Annotated in this window: 17 protein-coding genes and 1 tRNA gene; 13 read left to right on the forward strand and 5 right to left on the reverse strand. The window is 69.2% G+C overall.

What is annotated here, in order from left to right; genetic code table 11:
* Positions 1-113 precede the first annotated feature (113 nt).
* From eno to ACIODU_RS28730, 9 genes are all read left to right on the forward strand, one after another.
* The gene (gene eno / locus ACIODU_RS28690; RefSeq protein WP_161311171.1) at positions 114-1,400 is read left to right on the forward strand and encodes a phosphopyruvate hydratase; all 1,287 of its coding nucleotides are present in this window, start codon (positions 114-116) and stop codon (positions 1,398-1,400) included.
* 150 nt (positions 1,401-1,550) lie between these two features.
* Positions 1,551-2,024 (forward strand): septum formation initiator family protein, encoded by a 474-nt coding sequence (locus tag ACIODU_RS28695; RefSeq protein ID WP_356429522.1) that lies wholly within the window; start codon positions 1,551-1,553, stop codon positions 2,022-2,024.
* 82 nt (positions 2,025-2,106) lie between these two features.
* A complete protein-coding gene (locus tag ACIODU_RS28700; protein ID WP_401771123.1) occupies positions 2,107-2,733 on the forward strand; it encodes a DUF501 domain-containing protein in 627 nt (208 codons plus the stop codon).
* A complete protein-coding gene (locus tag ACIODU_RS28705; RefSeq protein ID WP_401771125.1) occupies positions 2,730-3,677 on the forward strand; it encodes an exopolyphosphatase in 948 nt (315 codons plus the stop codon). Before ACIODU_RS28700 ends, ACIODU_RS28705 begins: the two co-directional genes overlap by 4 nt.
* 539 nt (positions 3,678-4,216) lie before the next feature.
* Positions 4,217-6,604, forward strand: a complete 2,388-nt coding sequence (locus ACIODU_RS28710) for a glycoside hydrolase domain-containing protein (RefSeq protein ID WP_401771296.1) — start codon at positions 4,217-4,219, stop codon at positions 6,602-6,604.
* The gene (locus ACIODU_RS28715) at positions 6,605-6,979 is read left to right on the forward strand and encodes a hypothetical protein (RefSeq protein ID WP_401771127.1); all 375 of its coding nucleotides are present in this window, start codon (positions 6,605-6,607) and stop codon (positions 6,977-6,979) included.
* A 41-nt stretch (positions 6,980-7,020) separates the two neighbouring features.
* Entirely contained in the window at positions 7,021-7,662 is a 642-nt protein-coding gene (locus tag ACIODU_RS28720) for a hypothetical protein (RefSeq protein ID WP_401771130.1), read from the forward strand.
* Between the two features lie 502 nt (positions 7,663-8,164).
* On the forward strand, positions 8,165-9,550 hold the full coding sequence (locus tag ACIODU_RS28725; protein ID WP_356429515.1) for an NAD(P)/FAD-dependent oxidoreductase: 1,386 nt from the start codon (positions 8,165-8,167) through the stop codon (positions 9,548-9,550).
* A gap of 243 nt (positions 9,551-9,793) precedes the next feature.
* On the forward strand, positions 9,794-11,113 hold the full coding sequence (locus ACIODU_RS28730) for a class I SAM-dependent methyltransferase (RefSeq protein ID WP_401771134.1): 1,320 nt from the start codon (positions 9,794-9,796) through the stop codon (positions 11,111-11,113).
* A gap of 85 nt (positions 11,114-11,198) precedes the next feature.
* Here ACIODU_RS28730 and ACIODU_RS28735 read toward each other — a convergent pair whose 3' ends face one another.
* Both ACIODU_RS28735 and ACIODU_RS28740 read right to left on the reverse strand, forming a co-directional pair.
* Positions 11,199-13,769, reverse strand: a complete 2,571-nt coding sequence (locus tag ACIODU_RS28735) for an ABC transporter permease (RefSeq protein WP_401771136.1) — start codon at positions 13,767-13,769, stop codon at positions 11,199-11,201.
* A gap of 112 nt (positions 13,770-13,881) precedes the next feature.
* On the reverse strand, positions 13,882-14,652 hold the full coding sequence (locus ACIODU_RS28740; protein WP_401771139.1) for an ABC transporter ATP-binding protein: 771 nt from the start codon (positions 14,650-14,652) through the stop codon (positions 13,882-13,884).
* A gap of 386 nt (positions 14,653-15,038) precedes the next feature.
* Here ACIODU_RS28740 and ACIODU_RS28745 point away from each other — a divergent pair.
* From ACIODU_RS28745 to ACIODU_RS28755, 3 genes are all read left to right on the forward strand, one after another.
* A tRNA-Leu gene (locus ACIODU_RS28745) sits at positions 15,039-15,122 on the forward strand.
* A 216-nt stretch (positions 15,123-15,338) separates the two neighbouring features.
* Positions 15,339-16,199 carry a Bax inhibitor-1/YccA family protein gene (locus ACIODU_RS28750; RefSeq protein WP_401771142.1) on the forward strand — a complete coding sequence of 287 codons (861 nt, stop codon included), beginning with the start codon at positions 15,339-15,341 and terminating at the stop codon, positions 16,197-16,199.
* Positions 16,200-16,300: 101 nt separating this feature from the next.
* Positions 16,301-16,660, forward strand: coding sequence for a hypothetical protein (locus ACIODU_RS28755; RefSeq protein ID WP_401771144.1), 360 nt, complete (start codon positions 16,301-16,303; stop codon positions 16,658-16,660).
* A gap of 28 nt (positions 16,661-16,688) precedes the next feature.
* On the opposite strand, the gene ACIODU_RS28760 is transcribed toward ACIODU_RS28755, so the two are convergent.
* From ACIODU_RS28760 to ACIODU_RS28770, 3 genes are all read right to left on the reverse strand, one after another.
* Complete coding sequence (locus ACIODU_RS28760) at positions 16,689-17,633, reverse strand: hypothetical protein (protein WP_356429500.1); 945 nt, start codon at positions 17,631-17,633, stop codon at positions 16,689-16,691.
* A gap of 331 nt (positions 17,634-17,964) precedes the next feature.
* On the reverse strand, positions 17,965-19,185 hold the full coding sequence (locus ACIODU_RS28765; protein WP_401771147.1) for an acetyl-CoA C-acetyltransferase: 1,221 nt from the start codon (positions 19,183-19,185) through the stop codon (positions 17,965-17,967).
* A 320-nt stretch (positions 19,186-19,505) separates the two neighbouring features.
* Complete coding sequence (locus ACIODU_RS28770) at positions 19,506-20,642, reverse strand: SGNH/GDSL hydrolase family protein (protein WP_401771298.1); 1,137 nt, start codon at positions 20,640-20,642, stop codon at positions 19,506-19,508.
* Positions 20,643-20,811: 169 nt separating this feature from the next.
* Between ACIODU_RS28770 and ACIODU_RS28775 the strand changes: the two genes are divergently transcribed.
* Complete coding sequence (locus tag ACIODU_RS28775) at positions 20,812-22,218, forward strand: cystathionine beta-synthase (RefSeq protein ID WP_356429495.1); 1,407 nt, start codon at positions 20,812-20,814, stop codon at positions 22,216-22,218.
* The last annotated feature ends 8 nt before the right edge of the window (positions 22,219-22,226 follow it).

The raw sequence follows: 22,226 nt of genomic DNA on the forward strand, positions 1-22,226 counted from the left end.
CTTCATTTCGTCCCAGCGGGCGGGCACCGGCCTGCCGGAGGGCCGGGGCCGGTTAGGCTCGTGTCGCGCGGCCGAGCGGCCCCGCACCCAAAGCGTCACATCCCATGAAGGAGATGCTCGTGCCGTCCATCGACGTCGTCGTAGCCCGGGAAATCCTCGACTCCCGAGGCAACCCCACGGTCGAGGTCGAGGTCGGCCTCGACGACGGCAGCACCGGCCGTGCTGCTGTCCCCTCCGGTGCCTCCACCGGTGCGTTCGAGGCCCTTGAACTCCGCGACGGTGACCCCAACCGTTACCAGGGCAAGGGTGTCGAGAAGGCCGTCCTCGCCGTCATCGAGCAGATCGGCCCGGAGCTGGTCGGGTACGACGCCACCGAGCAGCGCCTCATCGACCAGGCGATGTTCGACCTGGACGCCACCCCGGACAAGTCGTCGCTCGGCGCCAACGCCATCCTCGGCGTCTCCCTCGCCGTCGCGCACGCCGCCTCCGAGGCGTCCGACCTGCCGCTCTTCCGCTACCTCGGCGGCCCGAACGCGCACCTGCTGCCCGTTCCGATGATGAACATCCTGAACGGCGGGTCGCACGCCGACTCGAACGTGGACATCCAGGAGTTCATGATCGCCCCGATCGGCGCGGAGTCCTTCTCCGAGGCCCTGCGCTGGGGCGCCGAGGTCTACCACACGCTCAAGCGCGTCCTGAAGGACAAGGGCCTGTCGACCGGCCTCGGCGACGAGGGCGGCTTCGCCCCGAACCTGGACTCCAACCGCGCCGCGCTCGACCTCATCCTCGAAGCGATCAAGGAAGCCGGTTACGCGCCGGGCCGCGACATCGCGCTCGCGCTCGACGTCGCCGCGTCCGAGTTCTACAAGGACGGAAAGTACGAGTTCGAGGGCAAGTCCCGCTCGGCCGCCGAGCTGACCGAGTACTACGAGGAGCTGGTCGCCTCCTACCCGCTGGTCTCCATCGAGGACCCGCTGTACGAGGACGACTGGGCCGGCTGGAAGGTCCTCACCGACAAGCTGGGCTCCAAGGTCCAGATCGTCGGCGACGACCTCTTCGTCACCAACCCCGAGCGCCTCGCCCGCGGCATCGAGGAGGGCTCCGCGAACGCCCTGCTCGTCAAGGTCAACCAGATCGGCTCGCTCACCGAGACGCTGGACGCCGTCGAGCTGGCCCAGCGCAGCGGCTTCAAGTGCATGATGTCCCACCGCTCCGGCGAGACCGAGGACGTCACCATCGCCGACCTCGCCGTCGCCACCAACTGCGGCCAGATCAAGACCGGCGCGCCCGCCCGCTCGGAGCGCGTGGCCAAGTACAACCAGCTGCTGCGCATCGAGGAGATCCTCGACGACGCCGCGGTGTACGCGGGCCGCAGCGCGTTCCCCCGCTTCAAGGGCTGACCCCGCCGGGTCGGCTGCCTCCGACCGCGCCGCCCGGCGCCCGCCGGCCGCGCCGCTCGGCGGGCGCCGACCAGCCCGTCGTCCGTACGTCCCCGTCCCCGGTCCCGTACCGTGTCCGGGGACGTACGTACGTGACAGGGGAGGCGGACCATGGCCGGGAACCGGGACCGGTTCTCCACCGCGACCAGGCTGCGGGTGCTCGGGGAGCAGACCGCGGCCCGTGTCTACCGCTCGCAGAACCGCCGCCAGGCCCGCCGCTCCCGGCTCACCGGACGCGCCGCCTTCCTCGCCCTCGTCGTCTGCACGCTCGTCGTCGCGCTCGCCTATCCGATGCGCCAGTACGTCTCGCAGCAGAACGAGATCGCCGACCAGGAGAAGCTTTCCCGCGAGGCGCGCGAGCGGGTGGAGGAGCTGCGCGACGAGAAGGCGCGCCTCCAGGACGACGCGTACATCGAGCGGCTGGCCCGCGAGCATCTTCACTACGTGATGCCGGGGGACACCGGCTACACGATGATCGACCCGGGCGCGGCGCGGCAGGAACGCGAGGACCAGGGCGCGGCCGACCGCCCCTGGTACTCGAACGTGCTGGACAGCGTGGACAACGCGGACCGCCCGGACACGTAAACACCGGACACGCAACACGTAACACCGGACAGGCAACACGCAACACCGGACACGCAACACTCGACGCAGAACCTAGGCAGGCATGGACACGCCCCCTCCGCAGACCGAACGCACCGAGCCCACCGAGGCGGACGTCGCGGCTTTCAAGGAACAGCTCGGCCGCCCGCCCCGCGGGCTGCGGGCCATCGCGCACCGCTGTCCCTGCGGACAGCCGGACGTGGTCGAGACCGCCCCGCGGCTCCCCGACGGCACGCCCTTCCCGACGACGTACTACCTGACCTGCCCGCGCGCGGCCTCGGCCATCGGCACGCTGGAGGCGAACGGCGTCATGAGGGAGATGTCCGAGCGCCTGGCGACCGATCCCGAACTGGCCGCCGCGTACCGCGAGGCGCATGAGGACTACCTGGCCCGCCGGGACGCCATCGAGGTCCTGGAGGGCTTCCCCAGCGCCGGTGGCATGCCCGACCGGGTGAAGTGCCTGCACGTCCTGGTCGGCCACTCGCTGGCGGCGGGCCCCGGCGTGAACCCGCTGGGGGACGAGGCGCTGGCGATGCTGCCGGAGTGGTGGCGCAAGGGCCCGTGCGTGACGCCGTGCGGGGCCGCCCCGGACGACGACCGGGCCCTCCCGGAGGACGGCCGGCCCACCCCCGAGGACAGCCGGCCGACCACCCCCCAGGACAGCCGGGCGACCGAGGGGAATCCCGCATGACCAGGGTTGCGGCCATCGACTGCGGTACGAACTCGATCCGCCTGCTCGTCGCCGACATCGATCCCGGTACGGGCGAACTCACCGACCTGGACCGGCGGATGAGGATCGTCCGGCTGGGCCAGGGCGTGGACCGGACGGGCCGGCTCGCCCCCGAGGCGCTGGAGCGCACCTTCGCCGCCTGCCGGGAGTACGCGGACGTCATCGCCGAGCACGCGGTGGAGCGGATCCGCTTCGTGGCGACCTCCGCCTCCCGCGACGCGGAGAACCGCGACGACTTCGTCCGGGGGGTCCTGGACATCCTGGGTGTCGAGCCCGAGGTCGTCACGGGCGACGAGGAGGCGGCGCTCTCCTTCACCGGCGCCACGAGCGAGCTGGCGGTCCGGGACAGCTGCCTGGTCGTGGACATCGGCGGCGGCTCCACGGAGTTCGTCGTCGGCGACGACCGGGTCAGGGCGGGACGGTCCGTGGACATCGGGTGCGTACGGCTGACCGAGCGGCACCTCCTGCACGACGGCGTCCTCAGCGACCCGCCCACGGCCGCCGAGGTCGCCGCGATGCGCGCCGACATCGAGGCGGCCCTGGATTTGGCGGGGGAGACCGTTCCGCTGGCGGAGCCGCGCACGCTGGTGGGGCTCGCCGGTTCGGTGACCACGGTCGCCGGGATCGCGCTGGGCCTGCCCGCGTACGACTCCGCCGCGATCCACCGCTCCCGGGTCCCCCTCGCGCGGGTGAAGGAGATCACCGAGCGCCTTCTGCACGCCACGCACGACGAGCGGGCGGCGATCCCGGTGATGCACGAGGGCCGGGTCGACGTGATCGGCGCGGGGTCCCTGATCCTCCTGGCGATCATGGAAAGGACCGGCGCGACAGAGGTCGTCGTCAGTGAGCACGACATCCTCGACGGCATCGCGCACGGGGTCGCGGCGGACACGCGAACGCGCTGACCCGTGGCTGTCGGCTGTTCCGACTCATCGGGGCTCCCGTGAGAGACATTCAAGGATCTCGTACTTCCGCAATCTGTCGAATCGCCGGAGTTCCGGGAACAGAGACTCCCAATCATTCAGTGCTGCGTGACAGTAGTCACAATGCAGACAGTGATGGGGAGATTTCAGCGTAAGGGGAAAACGGGTACATAGCAGGCCGTGCTGTGACCTTGCGTGGATCATTCGCTGATTCAATATGCGGCCTGCGCTCATCAGGTCTTTTCGCGCTGTGCTGTGAACCGTATGCTCTGAGTAACTCGGCCGGCGCATATGTCCAAGGTGGCCAGGAACTCAAAGGGAGAAGGCTCCAGTGCTTGCTCCCAAAGGATCGATGTTTCGTGGCTTGCCCGCTGTTGCCGCGTTAGTTGTGCAATGACAAGCCGGTGTGTGCAGTTTCTTCAACGATGTCGGCTCGACGCGATACGCGGGCGTTCGATTGCATGACAATTGCACTGCCGCTGCAGATTCCGACGCGCTACTCCCTCCTGAAGGGGATTCATATGGACGAGAAGGTCTTAGCTGCTCAGAAATGGGTCAACGCCACCTACGGAAACGTTGCCGGGTACGCCAGATGTTCCGAAAACGGACAGACAGGCTGGCCCACCATGTACAGCCTTACCATGGGTCTTCAGCATGAACTGGGTATCAGTCCGGTTGCCGCTAATTTTGGTGATGGAACCCTTTCCAAGGTCGCCGCCCTCGGTGCTATCGGAATCGGGTGGAACAAGAACGCAAATATCGTCAAGATTATTCGCCACGGCTTGTTCTGTAAAGGCTACTGGGGTGGTGACACGAACGTCTCCAGCTTCGACGCCGACGCAGCATCGTCTGTTAATCAGATGAAGAACAACATGGGTCTTGCCGAAGATGGTGGCGTCGTCCAGGCCAAAGTACTCAAGGCGATCCTCAACATGGACGCCTATGTCGTCCTCGCCGGCGGCTCGGACAAGGTGCATTCCATTCAGCAGTGGCTCAACGGTCGTTACTGGACAAAAAGCACCTTTTCTGTAGGTCCCACGGACGGTCACTATTCACGTGACGTTCAGCAGGCCTTGATGAAAGCTATTCAGCTGGAGATCGGTATTCCGGAGAGCCAGGCCACCGGAAATTTTGGAGCAGGTACGCAGGCGGGTCTGAGGGCCAATACTGTAGGTCCCGGCTCGGCGGGAATTTTCATGCAGTTGTTCTCCGCCGCCTGTGTCTTCAACGAACCGGTGTCGAGTGCACCGGAAGACGATCAGAGGACTCACTTCACCGGAAGCTGGGATTCTGATATCGAAGGCTGGGTGCGGGGCTTTCAGCGATTCTCTGCACTCGATGTGACCGGGAAGGGCGACTATGCCACCTGGGCGCAGCTTTTGGTTTCCATGGGTGACCCGGATCGCCCGGCCAATGCTTCTGATACTGCGTACACCATGACGCCGTCACGAGCGCAGAGACTGTATGTGGACGGGTATCGTTACGTGGGGCGGTATCTCAACGAGGCATCTGCCGGCGGTGGGTCCAAGATGCTTGAAGAGGGAGAGCTGGCCAACATCTTCGCCGCTGGTCTCCATGTCTTCCCCATATTCCAAGACAATGGAAGATCGCTGGCGGAATACAAGTGGAACATAGGCTATGCGCATGGCCAACTCGCCCATGACCAAGCCGTGCATTTTGGATTCAACCGGGGCACTGTCATCTACTTCGCTGTCGACTACGACGCCACCGTGGAAGATATGCCTCATATATTGGAGTATTTTCGTGGAGTGACCTCAGGTTTGGCTTCCAGGGGTAAGCGCTACCTTCACGGGGTGTACGGATCCCGCAACGTTTGTGCACGGGTAACCCAAGACGCCTATGCCACGTACTCGTTCGTCTCCGGCATGTCGTGGGGTTTCTCCGGCAACCTGGGATTTCCGCTGCCCGCGAACTGGTCGTTCAACCAGATCAAGGAATATCAGGTTACCGACGGCGGTGATACCTTCGCTCTGGACCGGGATGTGCACCGGATCGGTTCCGACAGCGGCCAGAACAATGTCAATCGCCCTGTTTCTCCGGCCGCCGAGTTCATCGCGAACATCGACAAGCTGTACAATCTGGCTAAAAGTTACGGCAAAGGTGACGCGAACCGACTGGTTACAGATTATTACCGCAAGGTCAGGTATGCCGGTACCCAGTGGCGAGTCCTCATCGGTGGCGTCGACTCCGCATTCATCGACTATGCCGACAGCAACGGTGCAGAACTACTGTCCGAGCTCACCGATCCTTTTACTGGCCAGACACTTGGCCCTCAGCACCTTCTTGCCACTGCGGCCGGGCACTTCATCAAGGCCCCCTCGGCTGATTTGCACACGGCTAATGCGGGGGACGTGGCAGGATGGGCCGGGGACCTGATGACGTTCTACGGGGAATGGCGCCGAGACAGTGACTCATACGCCTCGGGCTACACCTACTGCACCGAACGCCTTGCAAAGATCGGAGTGAACTCGACCTTCGGGATAGGCGACCTCATCGAGGATGCCGACGGGTTCTTGCTGGCTGAGAAGATGCGGGCCGGCAAGCCCATCAACGAGGCGGTACGGGAGCACTACGCGGGCAGTGGCGGAGCCGCTCGTTTCCGTGACTATCTTGCCAAGCGGTTCGGCGCCTCGGCGGACACCGCGGCCGACGCGGCCTTCGACGTCCTCACCAACATGACGGACCCCGTCATCTCAGGAGGGCGTGCCTACCTCGTCCTGTCCACTGCGGGGGAAGGCGTGATCCTTCCCCAGCTGCTCCCGTCGGACCGGCTGAGGGAGTACTGCGGCGGTTTCGCGGACTCGCTCATCGCCCGCGCCGGTCTGGAGAGCCGCAATCAGGCCAAATATCTCGCACATCACGCAAGGCTGTTCAGCAAGGGTGCATGAATGGGTAGTTGGATCATCGCGGTAGCTATCGGCGCCATCGGAGCGTTGTGCCTCAGTTTCCGTACAGGCGCGCGCTTGCGCGGCGCCCTGAAAGCCGGTCTGGTCATCGCTGTCCTCTGCGGCCTCATGGGTGCGGGGCAGGTCTTCTTCGCCGACCCCGCACGCATGTGCGACCCGCTCGAGCCCATACCTGACTGGAATCGGTACGAAGAAAGGCTTTTCCCTCCGCGAGCCGCCTGCCACTGGGCAGACGGCCGCACCTACGAGCTCGTCTCGGTCTGGGTCAATCCCATGCTGTTTACCGCCCTGGGGGTGGCCGTCGTGTGTCTACTCGCGCTCGCCGTCTCTCGTTACCGGAAAGGACCACTGCATTGAGCGAGTCCCCTCCTCGACCCAGCCGTCGCCAGGCTCTCGGAATGGCCGCCGGCGTCTCGGCCGGGATCGTGCTCGGCGCCTTCCCGTCGTCAGCTGTCGCAACCCCGCAAGGAGGAGAGTGGCGAAGCAGGCGGTCGCAGAACAGTTGGCCCGTCATCGACAGTGACCGTGCGGAGAAGTTCCGGATCGAAGGCACCAACGTCGATGTGGCGCTGTTGGGAGGGGACGTTGCCACGGTGCTCCTCTACGTGGCTCGCCGGTTCTCCTATGAGCTCGGCGCTCTCCGCTCGGCGGAGGTGGTGGGCCACACGGCGGACCGGCAGGTCGGCGTCGGCTTCGAGTCGAACCACCTGTCCGGGACCGCGCTCGCGATTCGCCCACTCCTCTACCCCCTCGGGGCCTCGAAGGACACGGGCATGTCGACTTCCGAGCGCACGGTGGTGGACGACATTCTCGCTGATTGCTCAGGTGTCGTCTCCTGGGGTGGCGAGCTGGCTCCGGTCAAGGAGTCCCACTTCCAGATCGACGTGCCACCGGCGGACGCGCGCCTGGTCCGACTCGCTCGGCGGATCCAGGGGTGGGACGACACGCCGGGCCAAGGCGCCGGAACCATCGACGCCTTCGCACCGAGCCGGATCCGTCGGGCCAGGACAGCAACGGGAGCACGCCGGCCGCGCGCGTGACCGCGCCGGCGTCGCCGCACCTGTGAGTGGCTCCCCTTGCGCGAGAGCGAGGAGACGGGCATCTCGTCGGCGCGGGTGCAGGGCCTCCTGGTACCTCGGTCTCGCTGCTGTGCGAGCGACTCCAGGAGGCCCTGGACCGCCGCCTACGGAGCCGCGCGGAGAGCCCCGCGAGAAACTTCGTGAAGTTCTTCACAAGGAAAACGGCTCGCTTGGACGCTCTTCGTCTTCCGTAGGGCCGTCCGGTGGCCGAAGAGGCTCCCCGGACCTCAATGCGACACCGTTCCGGGGGCGTTACGCGCGGATGAACCCACGGGGTGGTCCACTCCGTGTAAGAGGGAGAGAGGCAGCTCACGGGGGGTGAACAGGGCCTCGCTCACCCCTCCGGTACGGTGCCGGAGAAGGGCCTCCCGGTAAGGTGGCCGCGCAGTGTAGCACGGGGTACCCAACACCTTGTGAAGGGGCTCACGAGCACCCCCTCCCAGGGGGGTGGATACTCGATGGCATGAGCACCACGGAGCGTCCCAGGATCCTCGTTGTAGGCGGTGGGTACGTAGGCCTGTACGCAGCTCGTCGCATTCTGAAGAAGATGCGCTACGGGGAGGCGACCGTCACGGTCGTCGACCCTCGCTCGTACATGACGTACCAGCCCTTCCTCCCCGAAGCTGCCGCCGGCAGCATCTCGCCCCGGCATGTCGTCGTCCCGTTGCGGCGCGTCCTGCCCAAGGCGGAGGTGCTCACCGGCCGGGTCACGACCATCGACCAGGACCGCAAGGTCGCCACGGTCGCGCCGCTCGTCGGCGAGGCCTACGAGCTGCCCTTCGACTACCTGGTCGTCGCGCTCGGCGCGGTCTCCCGTACCTTCCCGATCCCCGGCCTCGCCGAGCAGGGCATCGGCATGAAGGGCATCGAGGAGGCCATCGGCCTGCGCAACCATGTGCTGGAGCAGCTGGACAAGGCCGACTCGACCACCGACGAGGAGGTCCGCCGCAAGGCGCTGACCTTCGTCTTCGTGGGCGGCGGCTTCGCCGGCGCGGAGACCATCGGTGAGGTCGAGGACCTGGCCCGCGACGCGGCCAAGTACTACTCGAACGTCACGCGCGAGGACATGCGGTTCGTCCTCGTCGACGTCGCCGACAAGATCCTCCCCGAGGTCGGCCCGAAGCTGGGCACGTGGGGCAAGGAGCACCTTGAGGGCCGCGGTGTCGAGATCTACCTCAAGACCGGCATGGACTCCTGCGTCGACGGTCATGTGGTGCTCAACAACGGCCTGGAGGTCGACTCCAACACGATCGTCTGGACGGCCGGCGTCAAGCCGAACCCGGCGCTCGCCCGCTACGGTCTCCCGCTCGGCCCCCGCGGCCACGTGGACACCACCGAGAAGCTCCAGGTCCAGGGCACCGACTACATCTGGGCCGCCGGCGACAACGCCCAGGTCCCGGACATCGCCGCCCGCAAGGCCGGCGTGGAGAACGCCTGGTGCCCGCCGAACGCGCAGCACGCGCTCCGGCAGGCCAAGGTCCTCGGCGACAACGTGATGTCCGGCATGCGGGGCTTCCCGCAGAAGGACTACAGCCACGCCAACAAGGGCGCGGTCGCCGGTCTGGGCCTGCACAAGGGCGTCGCGATGATCGTCGCCGGCAAGGTGAAGATCAAGTTCAAGGGCCGGCTGGCCTGGTACATGCACCGGGGTTACCACGGCATGGCGATGCCGACCTGGAACCGCAAGATCCGGGTCTTCGCCGACTGGACGCTCGCGATGTTCCTCAAGCGCGAGGTCGTCTCGCTGGGCGCCATGGAGACGCCGCGCGAGGAGTTCTACGAGGCCGCGAAGCCGGCCCCGGCGGCCGCTGTACCGCAGCCCGCGCAGGAGAAGGCCAAGGCCTCCTGACCGGCGCCGCCGGTACGACCGCGACCCGGTGAAGGGCCGCCCGCCATCCGTGGTGCGGGCGGCCCTTCCCCGTGTCCGGGCCCGCTCCGGGCGGATACGGCCCGGCAGGGCCCGTACCAAAGTGCATGGTGAATGCAGGTATTTTGCCTTCTCATTGCGTGCTGTCGGGACTGCAAGTGACCGCCTCCGGTGTTTACCTGGCGTTGTGTATGTCCGGTATCCACCACCACGGAGGTGTACGCCATGGCCGACGCCGCGCCGCGGCTGACCACTCTTGCCGAAGAGTTGCTGGGGGCGCCGCTCCCGGTCCGTATCCGTGCCTGGGACGGCAGCGAGTCGGGCCCCCCGAACGCACCCGTCCTCATCATCCGCAACCGCCGGGCCCTGCGCCGACTCCTGTGGAAGCCCGGCGAACTGGGCCTGGCCCGCGCCTGGGTGGCCGGTGAGATCGACGTCGACGGTGACCTGTACGCGCTGCTGGAGCGGCTTGCCGGGATCATCTGGGAGCGCGGCACGGACGTGAAGGACGCGGTCCATCCCGTACTGGACCCCCGGATGCGGGCCGCGGCCCGCGGGCTGGTCGCGATCGCGGGGCCGTGGCCGCCGCCCGCCCCGCCCCCCGAGGAGATCAGGCGGCGGCACGGCGCGACGCACACCAAGCGCCGTGACAAGGAAGCCATCAGCCACCACTACGACGTGGGCAACGACTTCTACGCGATGGTCCTCGGCCCGTCCATGGTCTACTCCTGCGCCTACTGGGACGCGGGCCCGGGCACCGGCGGCGCGCCCGACGCCGGGACCAGCCTGGAGGACGCGCAGCGCGACAAGCTCGACCTCGTCTGCCGCAAGCTCGCGCTGAAGAAGGGGGACCGGCTGCTCGACGTGGGGTGCGGGTGGGGCTCGATGGCCCTGCACGCGGCCCGCGAGTACGGCGTCCGGGTCACCGGCATCACCCTCTCCCGGGAGCAGGCGGCGTACGCGCGCGAGCGGATCGCCGAGGAGGGGCTCGCGGACCTGGTGGAGATCCGCGTCCAGGACTACCGGGACGTCAAGGACGGTCCGTACGACGCCATTTCGTCCATCGGCATGGCCGAACACGTGGGTTCGGTCCAGTACCGCGAGTACGCGGACGACCTCTACGCCCTCCTCAAGCCGGGCGGCCGGCTGCTCAACCACCAGATCGCCCGCCGGCCGGAGAAGAACGAGGACGAGTACCGCATAGACGATTTCATCGACGCGTACGTCTTCCCCGACGGCGAACTGGCCCCGCTCGGCCGGACCGTCGCCACCCTGGAAGAGGCCGGCTTCGAGGCCCGTGACGTGGAGTCGATAAGAGAGCACTACGCGCTGACCCTGCGCCGCTGGGTGGCCAACCTGGAGAAGCACTGGGACCGCGCGGTCCGGGCCACCTCGCCGGGCCGCGCCCGCGTGTGGCGGCTCTACATGGCCGCGTCCGCCCTCTCCTTCGAGACCAACCGGATCGGGGTCAACCAGATCCTGGCCGTACGGCCTCCGGAGAACGGCGCGTCCGGGATGCCGCTGCGGGCCCGCGACTGGCGCTGACGCGGGGGGCGCTGACACGGCGCCGCGACAGAGCGCCGGACGGGCTCCAGGCCCGTCCGGCGCTCGTGTCTCTCGCGGAGAACCGCTATTCGGTCTTGATCGCCGTCAGCATGTTCAGCCGCGCGGCGCTGCGCGCCGGCCACAGGGCGGCCAGTACGCCGACCACCCCGGCCAGCAGCAGGAAGATCCCGATCCGCTCCCACGGGACGACCAGCACGTACCCGGGGATCGAGCTCTTGATCGTCTGGCCGATCGCCCAGGCCAGGAAGCCGCCGAGCGCCACCCCGACCACCGCGCCGAAGAGCGAGATGACCACGGCCTCCAGCCGGATCATGCGCTTCACCTTCGCCCGGTCGAGACCGATGGCCCGCAGCATGCCGATCTCCTGCTGCCGCTCGAAGACCGACATCGCCAGGGTGTTGACGACCCCGAGGACCGCGATGATCAGGGCCATCGCCAGCAGGCCGTACATGATGTTCAGCGCGGTGTTGATGAAGCCGCCGAAGGTGTTCCTGATGTCCTGCCGGTCCATGATGCTGATGCCGGGGTTGTCGCCCAGCGCGTCCACGAGGGCCTGTTCGTGAGCGGCGCTCGCGCCGCCGTCCGTCCTGACCCACACCTGGCTGATGTACGGCCGGGACTCGTGGGCCTCGACGGTGTCCGTGGAGAGGAGCACCGCGTCGAGGAACTCGTTCTCCTCGAACGTGGCGCCGATCCGCAGCGAGCCCTTCTTCCCGTCGTCGTACGTCACCGGCAGGGTGTCACCGGTCCGCCAGTGGTTCGACTTCGCCGTCTTGCCGGAGACCGCGATCTCGCCCCGGGCGAGGGTGTCCAGCGAGCCCGAGAGGGTGGTGACCGCGAACAGCCGCTCGATGTCGCCGGGGGTGACGGCCGAGGCGGAGTGGAACTTCCCCTTCACCCTGAGTCCCGCCGACTGCTGCGGGGAGAGCGCGCTCACGCCGGGCGCCTTCTCCAGCGCGGCGGCCGCCGACGGGTCCAGGCCGCCGCCGCTCGCCATCTGCACCATGTAGTCGGCGCGGATGTTGTCCGTGGTCATCTTGTCCACGGCCTGCCCGACCGTCACCCCGATGACGGTGAGCCCGGTGACCAGCGTGAGGCCGATGGCCAGCGCGGAGGCGGTGGCTCCGGTACGGCGCGGGTTGCGCACCGCGTTCTGCGCCGCCAGCTTGCCGGAGACCCCGAACACCCCCCGGAGCGGCGACCGTACGAGCGCGATGACCGGGCGCGAGAGCAGCGGGATGAGGATGATGACACCGACCATCGCCAGGAACGCGCCGATGCCGATGAGCGTCCGGCCGTCGGAGCCGGCGGCGGCGCCCGCGACGATCCCGGCGGAGCCGATGAGGGCCAGTGCGCCGCCGATCGAGTTCCGTACCACCAGCGACTTGGTGGTCGCCAGGCCGTGCACGCTGCTCATCGCCGCGACCGGCGGGATCTTCGCCGCGCGGCGGGCGGGCAGCCAGGCGGCGAGCACGGTGATCAGCACGCCGACACCGAAGGCGGCGGCGACCGCCGTGGGGGAGACGACGAGCGGTCCGGCGGGGAGCCGCGCGCCGAACGAGCCCATGACGGACCGCAGTCCGGTCGCCAGCCCCAGTCCGACGACGAAGCCGACCGCCGACGCGATCAGGCCGACGACCGCGGCCTCGGTCAGGACGGAGCGCTTGACCTGGCGGCGCGAGGCGCCGACGGCCCGCAGCAGGGCCAGCTCCCTGGTGCGCTGGGCGACGAGCATGGTGAAGGTGTTGGAGATGAGGAAGACGCCGACGAACAGCGCGATGGCGGCGAAGGCGAGCAGGATCTGGTTGAGGCCGGAGAGCCCGCTCTCGATGTCGGCGGCCTGGTCGTCGGCGAGCTGCTTGCCGGTCTGCGCCTCGGCGTTGTCCGGCAGAAGCGCCTTGACCCCGGCGAGCACGGCCGCGTCGGAGGCGCCGGGCTCGGCGCTGACGGTGGCGTCCTTGAAGAAGCCGGGCTCCAGGTAGAGCTTCTGCGCCACGGCGGTGTCGAAGAGGACGAGGCTGCCGCCCGCGTTGACCGCGCCGTCCTCGGTGGTGAAGACACCGCTGAGGGTGAACTCGCGCACCGGTCCGTTGGTACCGACCCGCACCGTGTCACCGACCTCGTATCCGCCCTTGTCGGCGGTGGTGCGGTCGAGGGCCACCTGGTCGTCCCGCTGCGGGCCCGCGCCCTCGGTGAAGGTGTACGCGGGGTCCTGGCCGCCCTTGGCGGGGACGAAGTTCGAGCCGGAGTTGGACCAGCCGCTGCCGATCAGCTTGCCGTCCTGGTCCGCGACCCCGGCGAAGCCGTCGACCCGGCCGACGACGGAGGAGACACCGTCCAGGGCGCCTATCTTCGTGAGGGTCGCGGCGCTGATGCCGGGGTTCCGGGCACCGCCCTCGTCCTCGCCGCCCCCCGGGCCGCCGCCGTCATTGCCGCCGTCGCGGCTGTCGTGCGAACGGACGGCGACGGAGACGTCCTTGTAGCTCTTGGCCGACTGGTTCCTGAAGGCGTTGCCGAGGGTGTCGGTGAAGACCAGGGTGCCGGAGACGAAGGCCACGCCGAGCATCACGGCGAGCACGGTCATCAGCAGTCTGGCCTTGTGCGCGAGCACGCTGCGCAGGGCGGTACGGAACATGGTGGAAGTCCTGGTGGGATGGGCCGGGTGGGACGGGGCGGGCCGGGCGGGTGCGGTCGTACGGCCGTACTGGCGTGCGAAGGAGAGCGTGCGGCGGTGGTCGTACGACCCGTCAGCTCGTACGGCCCTTGGCGTCGAACGCCTTCATCCGGTCGAGCACGCCGTCGGCGGTGGGGTGGAGCATCTCGTCGACGATCCGGCCGTCGGCGAGGAAGATCACCCGGTCGGCGTAGGAGGCGGCCACCGGGTCGTGGGTCACCATGACGACCGTCTGGCCCAGCTCCCGTACGGAGTTGCGGAGGAAGCCCAGCACCTCGGCGCCCGCGCGCGAGTCCAGGTTCCCGGTCGGCTCGTCGCCGAAGATGATCTCCGGCTGCGAGGCGAGGGCGCGGGCGACGGCGACCCGCTGCTGCTGGCCGCCGGAGAGCTGGGTGGGCCGGTGGCCGAGCCGGTCGGCGAGGCCGATCATCGTGATGACCTGATCGAGCCACGCCTGGTCGGGCTTGCGGCCCGCGATGTCCATGGGAAGCGTGATGTTCTCCAGGGCCGACAGCGTGGGCGGCAGGTTGAAGGCCTGGAAGATGAAGCCGATCTTGTCCCGGCGGAGCTGGGTGAGCTGCTTGTCCTTGAGGGAGCCCAGCTCGGTGTCCCCGATCCGTACGGACCCGGCGCTGAAGCTGTCGAGGCCGGCGACGCAGTGCATCAGCGTCGACTTGCCGGACCCGGACGGCCCCATGATGGCGGTGAACTCGCCCTGGCCGAAGTCCACACTGACCTGGTCGAGGGCGACCACCTGGGTCTCGCCCTGTCCGTAGACCTTCGACAGTCCGGAGGCGCGGGCGGCCACGGCGGTGGCGCGGTGAGCGAGCGGGGTGGTGGTCACGGCGGGGGACTCCTGTCGACGCGCTGAGTGGACCCCTTCATCGTCTCGGCCGTCCGGCGGCGGGGCGTCAGCCCCGATGCCCGTTCCCGGGGCCCTCTTGGGACTGACCGGAGCCCGCCCGGCTCCTCCTCCGGGATGACACCACCCCCGAGAGAGGGACGACGTGCCCCCGGACAGGTACGACTTGAGTGACCGGGCGGCGACTTTTCGTCATTTCCGTACGCCGCAGTAGGTAATGACCACCCGCGCCCACCATGTGTCGATGGCTCATTCCATGTGCTGACGCACCCTCAGGTGTCAGTAAAATAAGACAACATCGGGCCATGGGGCTGAAATTCGGGGCGCGCGCCCCGATATGCTCGTGTGCCAACGCGGAGCCGCGCCACGCCCGGGTGGTGGAATGCAGACACGGCGAGCTTAAACCTCGCTGCCCCTCTCGGGGCGTACCGGTTCAAGTCCGGTTCCGGGCACATATCCGACTTTTCGTTCAGCACCGGAAGCCCTCATTCCGGTCCGACGACTTCTCCGCCCGGGCCGGCCGGCCCGCCGCCGCCCCACCGGTGTGATCGACGGCACCCGTTTCGGGTCACGATCCCGGAAAGATCCTCCCGGAGCAGTAGGGTGTTCCTTTTGCTCGCCCATTACTCTTGTGCCAAGGCCACGCTGGGTGGCCATGGAGGAGTGAGATGAGGAGCAGCAACCCGGTCTTCTCGCGACGGGGCTTCAGCCGCGACAACGGCCATGCGGGCTTCACCGCGGCACCGGCCGGGGGCCCCGCCGTAGGAACCAACCCCTACGCGACCAACCCTTACGCGCCTCAGCAGGGCACTCAGCCCGGCGGTCCGCAGGCGCCCGCCCGCGCGGACGTCATGACGATCGACGACGTCGTGGCCCGTACGGCCATGACGCTGGGCACGGTCGTGCTCACGGCCGTCCTGTCCTGGGTCCTGCTGCCCGTGGACGACGCGAACCTCGGCACGTCGTACGGCATCGCCATCGGCGCCGCGCTCATCGCCTTCGTCTTCGCGATGATCCAGTCGTTCAAGCGCACGCCCGTCCCGGCGCTGATCTTCGCGTACGCCGCCTTCGAGGGCGTCTTCCTCGGGGTCATCAGCAACGCGGTGAGCACGTACATCTCGCCCGGTGTCGTGATCCAGGCCGTGCTCGGCACCATGGCGGTCTTCGCCGGCGTGCTGATCGCGTACAAGATGCGCTGGATCCGGGTCACCCGCCGCTTCTACGGCTTCGTGATGGCCGCGGCGATGGGCTTCCTGATCCTGATGGCGGTCAACGCGCTGTTCGCCCTGTTCGGCGGCGGTGACGGCCTCGGTTTCCGCAGCGGCGGCCTCGGCATTCTCTTCGGCGTGATCGGCATCATCCTCGGCGCGTGCTTCCTGGCGCTGGACTTCAAGCAGGTCGAGGACGGCGTCGCGTACGGCGCTCCGCGCGAGGAGTCCTGGCTGGCGGCCTTCGGCCTCACCGTGACGCTCGTGTGGATCTACACGGAGATGCTGCGGGTCCTGTCGATCCTTCAGGGCAACGACTGACACGGCGGCAGAGCTGCTGACAGAGCGACAGACAGACGCGAAGGGGTCCGTGGCGGGTGCCACGGACCCCTTCGCGTGCCCGGGGCGCGTAGGGTCGCGGGGTGCTCGATACAACGCCCCTGACGGCTGCCGTGGACCGATTCGCCGACCGCCTGCGGTCCGCCCCCCGCAGCAGGCTCCAGCGGGGCGCGGCCGCGGAGGCGCTGGCGCTGGCGAGGGAGCTGTCCGTACGGGCCCAGCGGCTCGAAGCGGCCGGCGAGGGCGGCGGCGCGGACGGGAGCGGCGCGGGCCCGGGGCCGGAGCCCCGGCTCATGCCGGACGCGGGGGTCTTCGTGGTCGCGGACCAGCTGACCGTCGCGGCCGCCGACCTGGCGGAGGCACTGCGAACGGCCCCGTCCTTGGTGGAGCTGGACGAGGCCGTGAGGTCGGTCGAGCGGGCCGTGGCGCGAGCGAAGCTCTGACGGAGGCTCCGACGGGACGGACACCGCCCTAGAGCGAGGCTATGACGCGGTCCGCGAGGATGTAGACGTGCTCCCCGCCGTCCCCGCCGGTGTCCGCGGCGGGAGCGTCGGTCGAGAAGGTCAGCGTGTACGCCCCCGAGACCCCCGAGCCGCCCAGCAGGAACGGCGCGCCGCCCTGCCGCAGGGACTCGGCCAGCCGCTCCGCGGTCTCGCGGTGGCCGGGCGTCATGCAGAGCGTGGTGCCGTCGGTGAAGACGTAGACGTCGAGCGTGCCCAGCGGTCCCGGCCGCACGTCCGCCAGGGCCGTACGGGTCTCGGCGAGCTCTTCGAGCCGGGCCACGGTCCGCTCGTGGTCGGTGACCACGGGGGTCTGCACCGGTACGAAGTCCGGGTGCGAGGGGTGCCGGCGGCGGGCGGCGGCCAGCTCGGGGGAGTCCTCGGCGTACTCGCCGGCGAACTCGCTGACCTCGCTGACCTCGCTCAGGTCGGGCAGGTCGGCGAAGCTGTCGTCCGCGTCGGTGAACCCGCCGCCGTCGAGGGCGTCGAGGTCCAGGGACTCCAGGGAGTCCAGCGCGTCGACGGGCTCCAGGGACTCCAGCCCGGCGAAGTCGGCCTGGCGGGGCACGTAGAAGGGGCCGCCCTCCTCGGTGCCGAGCCCGGCGAGACCGCCCAGCAGGGACGGGGTGTCGGCCGCGTCGCGGGCCTCCTGCGCGGCCCAGAAGGCACGCGCCTCGGCCAGCTCGCGCTCGCGCTCCTCGGCCAGGGCCTCGGCGACGGCGGAACGTATCTCCTCGGTCGGTGTGGCGCTTCTGGCCTGCGGTACGGACACGGCGGGCCCGGCGGGGTTCGCGGCCAGCTCACCGCGCAGGGCGGCCACCTCGCGACGCAGCCCGTGGGCGGCGTGCAGTGCGGCGACTCCCACGGCCGTCGCGGCGGCCGTGGTCAGCAGCAGGGCAAGAGATGTGGCGCTCACTGACAACTCCCGGTCTCAATAGATACCCCCGACTTCCTACATCAGCTTGTCGTGGGTGCGGGGCCCGCCGTCAGTGCATTACGTCATGAATGGGACAGGTCTTTGGGCCTTAGGTTCAGTCTCCATCCGGACCTGACCAGCTCAAACGAATCTCCCCGTGGAAGAGGTCACATCCTGGGGGAGATTCAGTCACGACTGGGGATCGGCGCGCGTCCGCGGGGGCGCGGACGGGCAGGCCCCGGGTGGCCTCCCCGTCCGTTCCGTACCAGGTCAGCAGCCCGCTGCCAGGAGGAATGCGGACCCCGGGCGGTGCGGAACCGCCCGGACGGGCTCAGCTCAGCCGCTCGATCACCATGGCCATGCCCTGGCCGCCGCCCACGCACATCGTCTCCAGGCCGAACTGCTTGTCGTGGAACTGGAGGCTGTTGATCAGCGTGCCGGTGATGCGGGCGCCGGTCATGCCGAAGGGGTGGCCGACGGCGATCGCGCCCCCGTTGACGTTGAGCTTCTCCAGCGGAACGTCCAGGTCGCGGTAGGACGGGATGACCTGCGCGGCGAACGCCTCGTTGATCTCGACCAGGTCGATGTCGCCGATGGTCAGCCCGGCGCGGGAGAGCGCCTGCCGGGACGCCTCGACCGGGCCGAGGCCCATGATCTCCGGCGACAGGCCGGTGACGCCGGTGGAGACGATCCGGGCCAGCGGGGTCAGGCCCAGGTCACGGGCCTTGGTGTCGGACATGATCACCAGCGCGGCGGCGCCGTCGTTCAGCGGGCAGCAGTTGCCCGCCGTGACCAGGCCGTCGGGGCGGAAGACGGGCTTGAGTCCCTGCGTGCCCTCCAGGGTGACGCCCGCGCGGGGGCCGTCGTCCTTGGTCACCACCGTGCCGTCGGGAGTGGTCACGGGGGTGATCTCCCGCTCCCAGAAGCCGTTCTTGAGGGCTTCCTCGGCGAGGTTCTGGGACCGTACGCCGAACTCGTCCATGTCCCGGCGGGTGACGCCCTTGAGGCGCGCCAGGTTCTCCGCCGTCTGCCCCATCGCGATGTACGCGTCCGGGACCAGGCCGTCCTCGCGCGGGTCGTGCCAGCCCGCGCCCTCGCTCTGCGCGACCTCCGCCGTCCGCGCCTCCGCGTCCGCGAAGAGCGGGTTGTGCGTGCCGGGCATGCCGTCCGACGAGCCGTTGACCTGGCGCGACACCATCTCGACGCCGGCCGAGACGAAGACGTCGCCCTCGCCCGCCCTGATCGCGTGCATCGCCATCCGGGAGGTCTGGAGCGACGAGGAGCAGTAGCGGGTGATCGTGCAGCCGGGGAGGTGGTCCATCCCCATCTGCACGGCCACGACGCGGCCCAGATTGTGCCCCTGCTCGCCGCCGGGCAGCCCGCAGCCCAGCATCAGGTCGTCGATGTCGCGGGGGTCCAGCTCCGGGATCTTGTCGAGCGCGGTACGGATGATCGTGGCGGTCAGGTCGTCGGGCCGCAGCTCCTTGAGCGAGCCCTTGAAGGCCCGGCCGATGGGGGAACGGGCGGCAGAGACGATCACGGCTTCGGGCATCGGACGGCTCCCAGGATGCTGGACGGCGGAAATCGGGACTGTCTGGGAAGTTACCCGTACGTAGCGCTCGGGTCACCGAAGCGGTCGTGTGATGCGGACCTCTTTTCTAAGCGCTTGCTCAGTGAGGGCGGTGCGGGCGCAGGGTGCGGGGGCGTACACGGAGCGCACGCGCACGCCCGGCGTACCGGGGCGCGCGGTCGGTTTTGGTCGCGCACCGGATCGCGGCCCGACTCTGGCGCGATTCGCGCGCCACCGTCCCGGAGCGGCGGCCGTCCATGATCGGTATGCGCCACTCCCTCCATACCGGTGGCGCGCGGCCGTCAGGTCTGCTGGGGGGTCGTCCCCTGGCGCGCCCTGCGGGCCCGCCGCGCCTCGGCGGGGGACTCGGCGTTCGGGTCCGCGACGCTCGCGCCGCGCGGGGTGGTGTTGTGCGGGGCCGCCTCCTGGGCGGCGAGGTCCTCGTCCTCGGAGAGGGCGTCCAGCGCGCCCGCCTCCTGGGGCGCCGCCTCCTCCGGCGTGACCGGGTGCCTGCGGCGCCGGTGTTTGAGCAGGGCCCACGGCCCGCGCGCGCCCGTGACCTCCGTACCCGCGCGGGACGCGGCGGCGGAGGCGGCCTTGGCCACCGGGAGCATGTCCTCGTCGCGCGACACGTCGAGGTGATCGGTCTCGGGCCACAGGCCCAGCACCGCGCACAGCGTCGGCAGGACGGCCATCGACGCCGTCGCGTACCCCTCGGCCGACGGGTGGTAGTTGTCGGGCCCGAACAGCTCCCGCGGGTTCTCCGCGAACTCGGGACCCAGCAGGTCGCCCAGCGAGACCGTGCGGGCCCCCTGCTGGACCGCCACGATCGTCTGCGCCGCCGCCAGCTGCCGGCTCACCCGGCGCGCCAGATAGCGCAGCGGCTGGTACACCGGCTCGATCGTGCCGAGGTCCGGACAGGTCCCCACGACCACCTCGGCGCCCGCCGTCCGCAGCCGCCGTACCGCCGCCGACAGGTACCGCACCGAGCGGGTCGCCGACATCCGGTGCGTGACGTCGTTCGCGCCGATCATGATCACGCAGACCTCCGGCGGCTCCGCGCCGGACAGCAGCAGCGTCACCTGCCGGTCCAGGTCGTCCGAGCGCGCCCCCGGCAGCGCCACGTTCCGCAGGTCCACCGGCCGCTCCGCGACCGCCGCCAGCCCCGACGCCAGCAGCGCCCCCGGGGTCTGCCCCGCCCGGCGCACGCCCTGCCCCGCCGCCGTCGAATCGCCCAGCATGCCCATCCGCAGCGGATCGGTGTGCCCGAAGGCCAGTCCGTACCAGCCGTTGCCGCTCGGCGGTACGGGTGCGATCCCGCCGCCCACCGACCGCTTCGCCAGCTGCGCCTCCGCCAGCAGGATCCCCACGCCGGCCGCGCCGATCAGGCCGATGCTCCCGCCCCCGTAGGCCGCGCCCGCCGCGATCCGCCGTGCCACCCTCGCCCTCGACACAGTCCGAGCCACCTCCTCCTCGCCGCACGCCGTACGCCGCGCGCCCTACGCGTGAGTACGTACACCAGCTAACTGCCCCGTAAGGACCGTCGCCCAATCTCGCGCGTCTCCGCATACGCTGGCCGGACCATCACGGAGACCCCGGAGACATACGGTGCAATTCCACGACTCGATGATCAGTCTGGTTGGCAATACCCCGCTGTTGAAACTGAACAGCGTGACCACGGGCATTCGGGCGACAGTCCTGGCCAAGGTCGAATACTTCAACCCGGGCGGTTCGGTGAAGGACCGGATCGCCCTGCGCATGATCGAGGCGGCGGAGCAGAGCGGAGAGCTCCGGCCGGGCGGCACGATCGTCGAACCGACCAGCGGCAACACCGGCGTCGGACTCGCGATCGTGGCCCAGCAGAAGGGCTACAAGTGCGTCTTCGTCTGCCCTGACAAGGTCTCGATGGACAAGATCAACGTCATGCGGGCGTACGGCGCGGAGGTCGTCGTCTGCCCGACGGCCGTCGACCCCAGCCACCCGGAGTCGTACTACAACGTCTCCGACCGGCTGGTCACGGAGACGCCGGGCGCCTGGAAGCCGGACCAGTACAGCAACCCGAACAACCCCCGCTCGCACTACGAGACCACCGGTCCGGAGCTGTGGGAGCAGACGGAGGGGAAAATCACCCATTTCGTGGCCGGTGTGGGCACCGGCGGCACCATCTCGGGCACCGGCCGCTACCTCAAGGAGGTCAGCGGTGGCAGTGTGCGCGTCGTGGGCGCCGACCCCGAGGGGTCCGTCTACTCGGGCGGCTCGGGCCGGCCGTACCTGGTCGAGGGCGTCGGTGAGGACTTCTGGCCGACCGCGTACGACCGGACGGTGACGGACGAGATCGTCGCCGTGTCCGACAAGGACTCGTTCCGGATGACCCGCCGGCTGGCCAAGGAGGAGGGGCTGCTCGTCGGCGGCTCCTGCGGGATGGCGGTCGTGGCGGCGCTGAAGGTCGCCGAGGGGCTCGGCCCCGACGACGTCGTGGTGGTCCTGCTGCCGGACAGCGGGCGCGGCTACCTCAGCAAGATCTTCAACGACGAGTGGATGAACGACTACGGGTTCCTGGAGCAGACCGGGGGCGCGGCGGCCGTCGGTGACGTCCTGCGCCACAAGGAGGGCCCCATCCCGACCCTCCTCCACATGCACCCGGAGGAAACGGTCGGCCAGGCCATCGAGGTCCTGCGGGAGTACGGCGTCTCCCAGATGCCCATCGTGAAGCCGGGCGCGGGACACCCGGACGTGATGGCCGCCGAGATCATCGGCTCGGTCGTGGAACGGGACCTCCTGGACGCGCTGTTCACCCAGCGGGCCGCGCTCGGCGACGCGCTGGAGAAGCACATGTCGGGGCCGCTGCCGCAGGTCGGTTCCGGTGAGGCGGTCGCCGACCTGATGGCCGCGCTGAGCGGTTCGGACGGCGCCGACGCGGCGATCGTGCTGGTGGAGGGGAAGCCGACCGGTGTCGTGAGCAGGCAGGATCTGCTCGCGTTCCTGTCCAAGGACGTGCCCCACCCGGCACATTGACCCGGGGT

This window comes from Streptomyces sp. NPDC088261 (assembly GCF_044740805.1).
Classification (GTDB): domain Bacteria; phylum Actinomycetota; class Actinomycetes; order Streptomycetales; family Streptomycetaceae; genus Streptomyces.

Bases quoted from the DNA above. Each gene is read 5' to 3' on its own strand.
- eno (WP_161311171.1), top strand. From the start codon at position 114: ATGCTCGTGCCGTCCATCGACGTCGTCGTAGCCCGGGAAATCCTCGAC.
- ACIODU_RS28695 (WP_356429522.1), top strand. From the start codon at position 1,551: ATGGCCGGGAACCGGGACCGGTTCTCCACCGCGACCAGGCTGCGGGTG.
- ACIODU_RS28700 (WP_401771123.1), top strand. From the start codon at position 2,107: ATGGACACGCCCCCTCCGCAGACCGAACGCACCGAGCCCACCGAGGCG.
- ACIODU_RS28705 (WP_401771125.1), top strand. From the start codon at position 2,730: ATGACCAGGGTTGCGGCCATCGACTGCGGTACGAACTCGATCCGCCTG.
- ACIODU_RS28710 (WP_401771296.1), top strand. From the start codon at position 4,217: ATGGACGAGAAGGTCTTAGCTGCTCAGAAATGGGTCAACGCCACCTAC.
- ACIODU_RS28715 (WP_401771127.1), top strand. From the start codon at position 6,605: ATGGGTAGTTGGATCATCGCGGTAGCTATCGGCGCCATCGGAGCGTTG.
- ACIODU_RS28720 (WP_401771130.1), top strand. From the start codon at position 7,021: ATGGCCGCCGGCGTCTCGGCCGGGATCGTGCTCGGCGCCTTCCCGTCG.
- ACIODU_RS28725 (WP_356429515.1), top strand. From the start codon at position 8,165: ATGAGCACCACGGAGCGTCCCAGGATCCTCGTTGTAGGCGGTGGGTAC.
- ACIODU_RS28730 (WP_401771134.1), top strand. From the start codon at position 9,794: ATGGCCGACGCCGCGCCGCGGCTGACCACTCTTGCCGAAGAGTTGCTG.
- ACIODU_RS28735 (WP_401771136.1), bottom strand. From the start codon at position 13,769: ATGTTCCGTACCGCCCTGCGCAGCGTGCTCGCGCACAAGGCCAGACTG.
- ACIODU_RS28750 (WP_401771142.1), top strand. From the start codon at position 15,339: ATGAGGAGCAGCAACCCGGTCTTCTCGCGACGGGGCTTCAGCCGCGAC.
- ACIODU_RS28765 (WP_401771147.1), bottom strand. From the start codon at position 19,185: ATGCCCGAAGCCGTGATCGTCTCTGCCGCCCGTTCCCCCATCGGCCGG.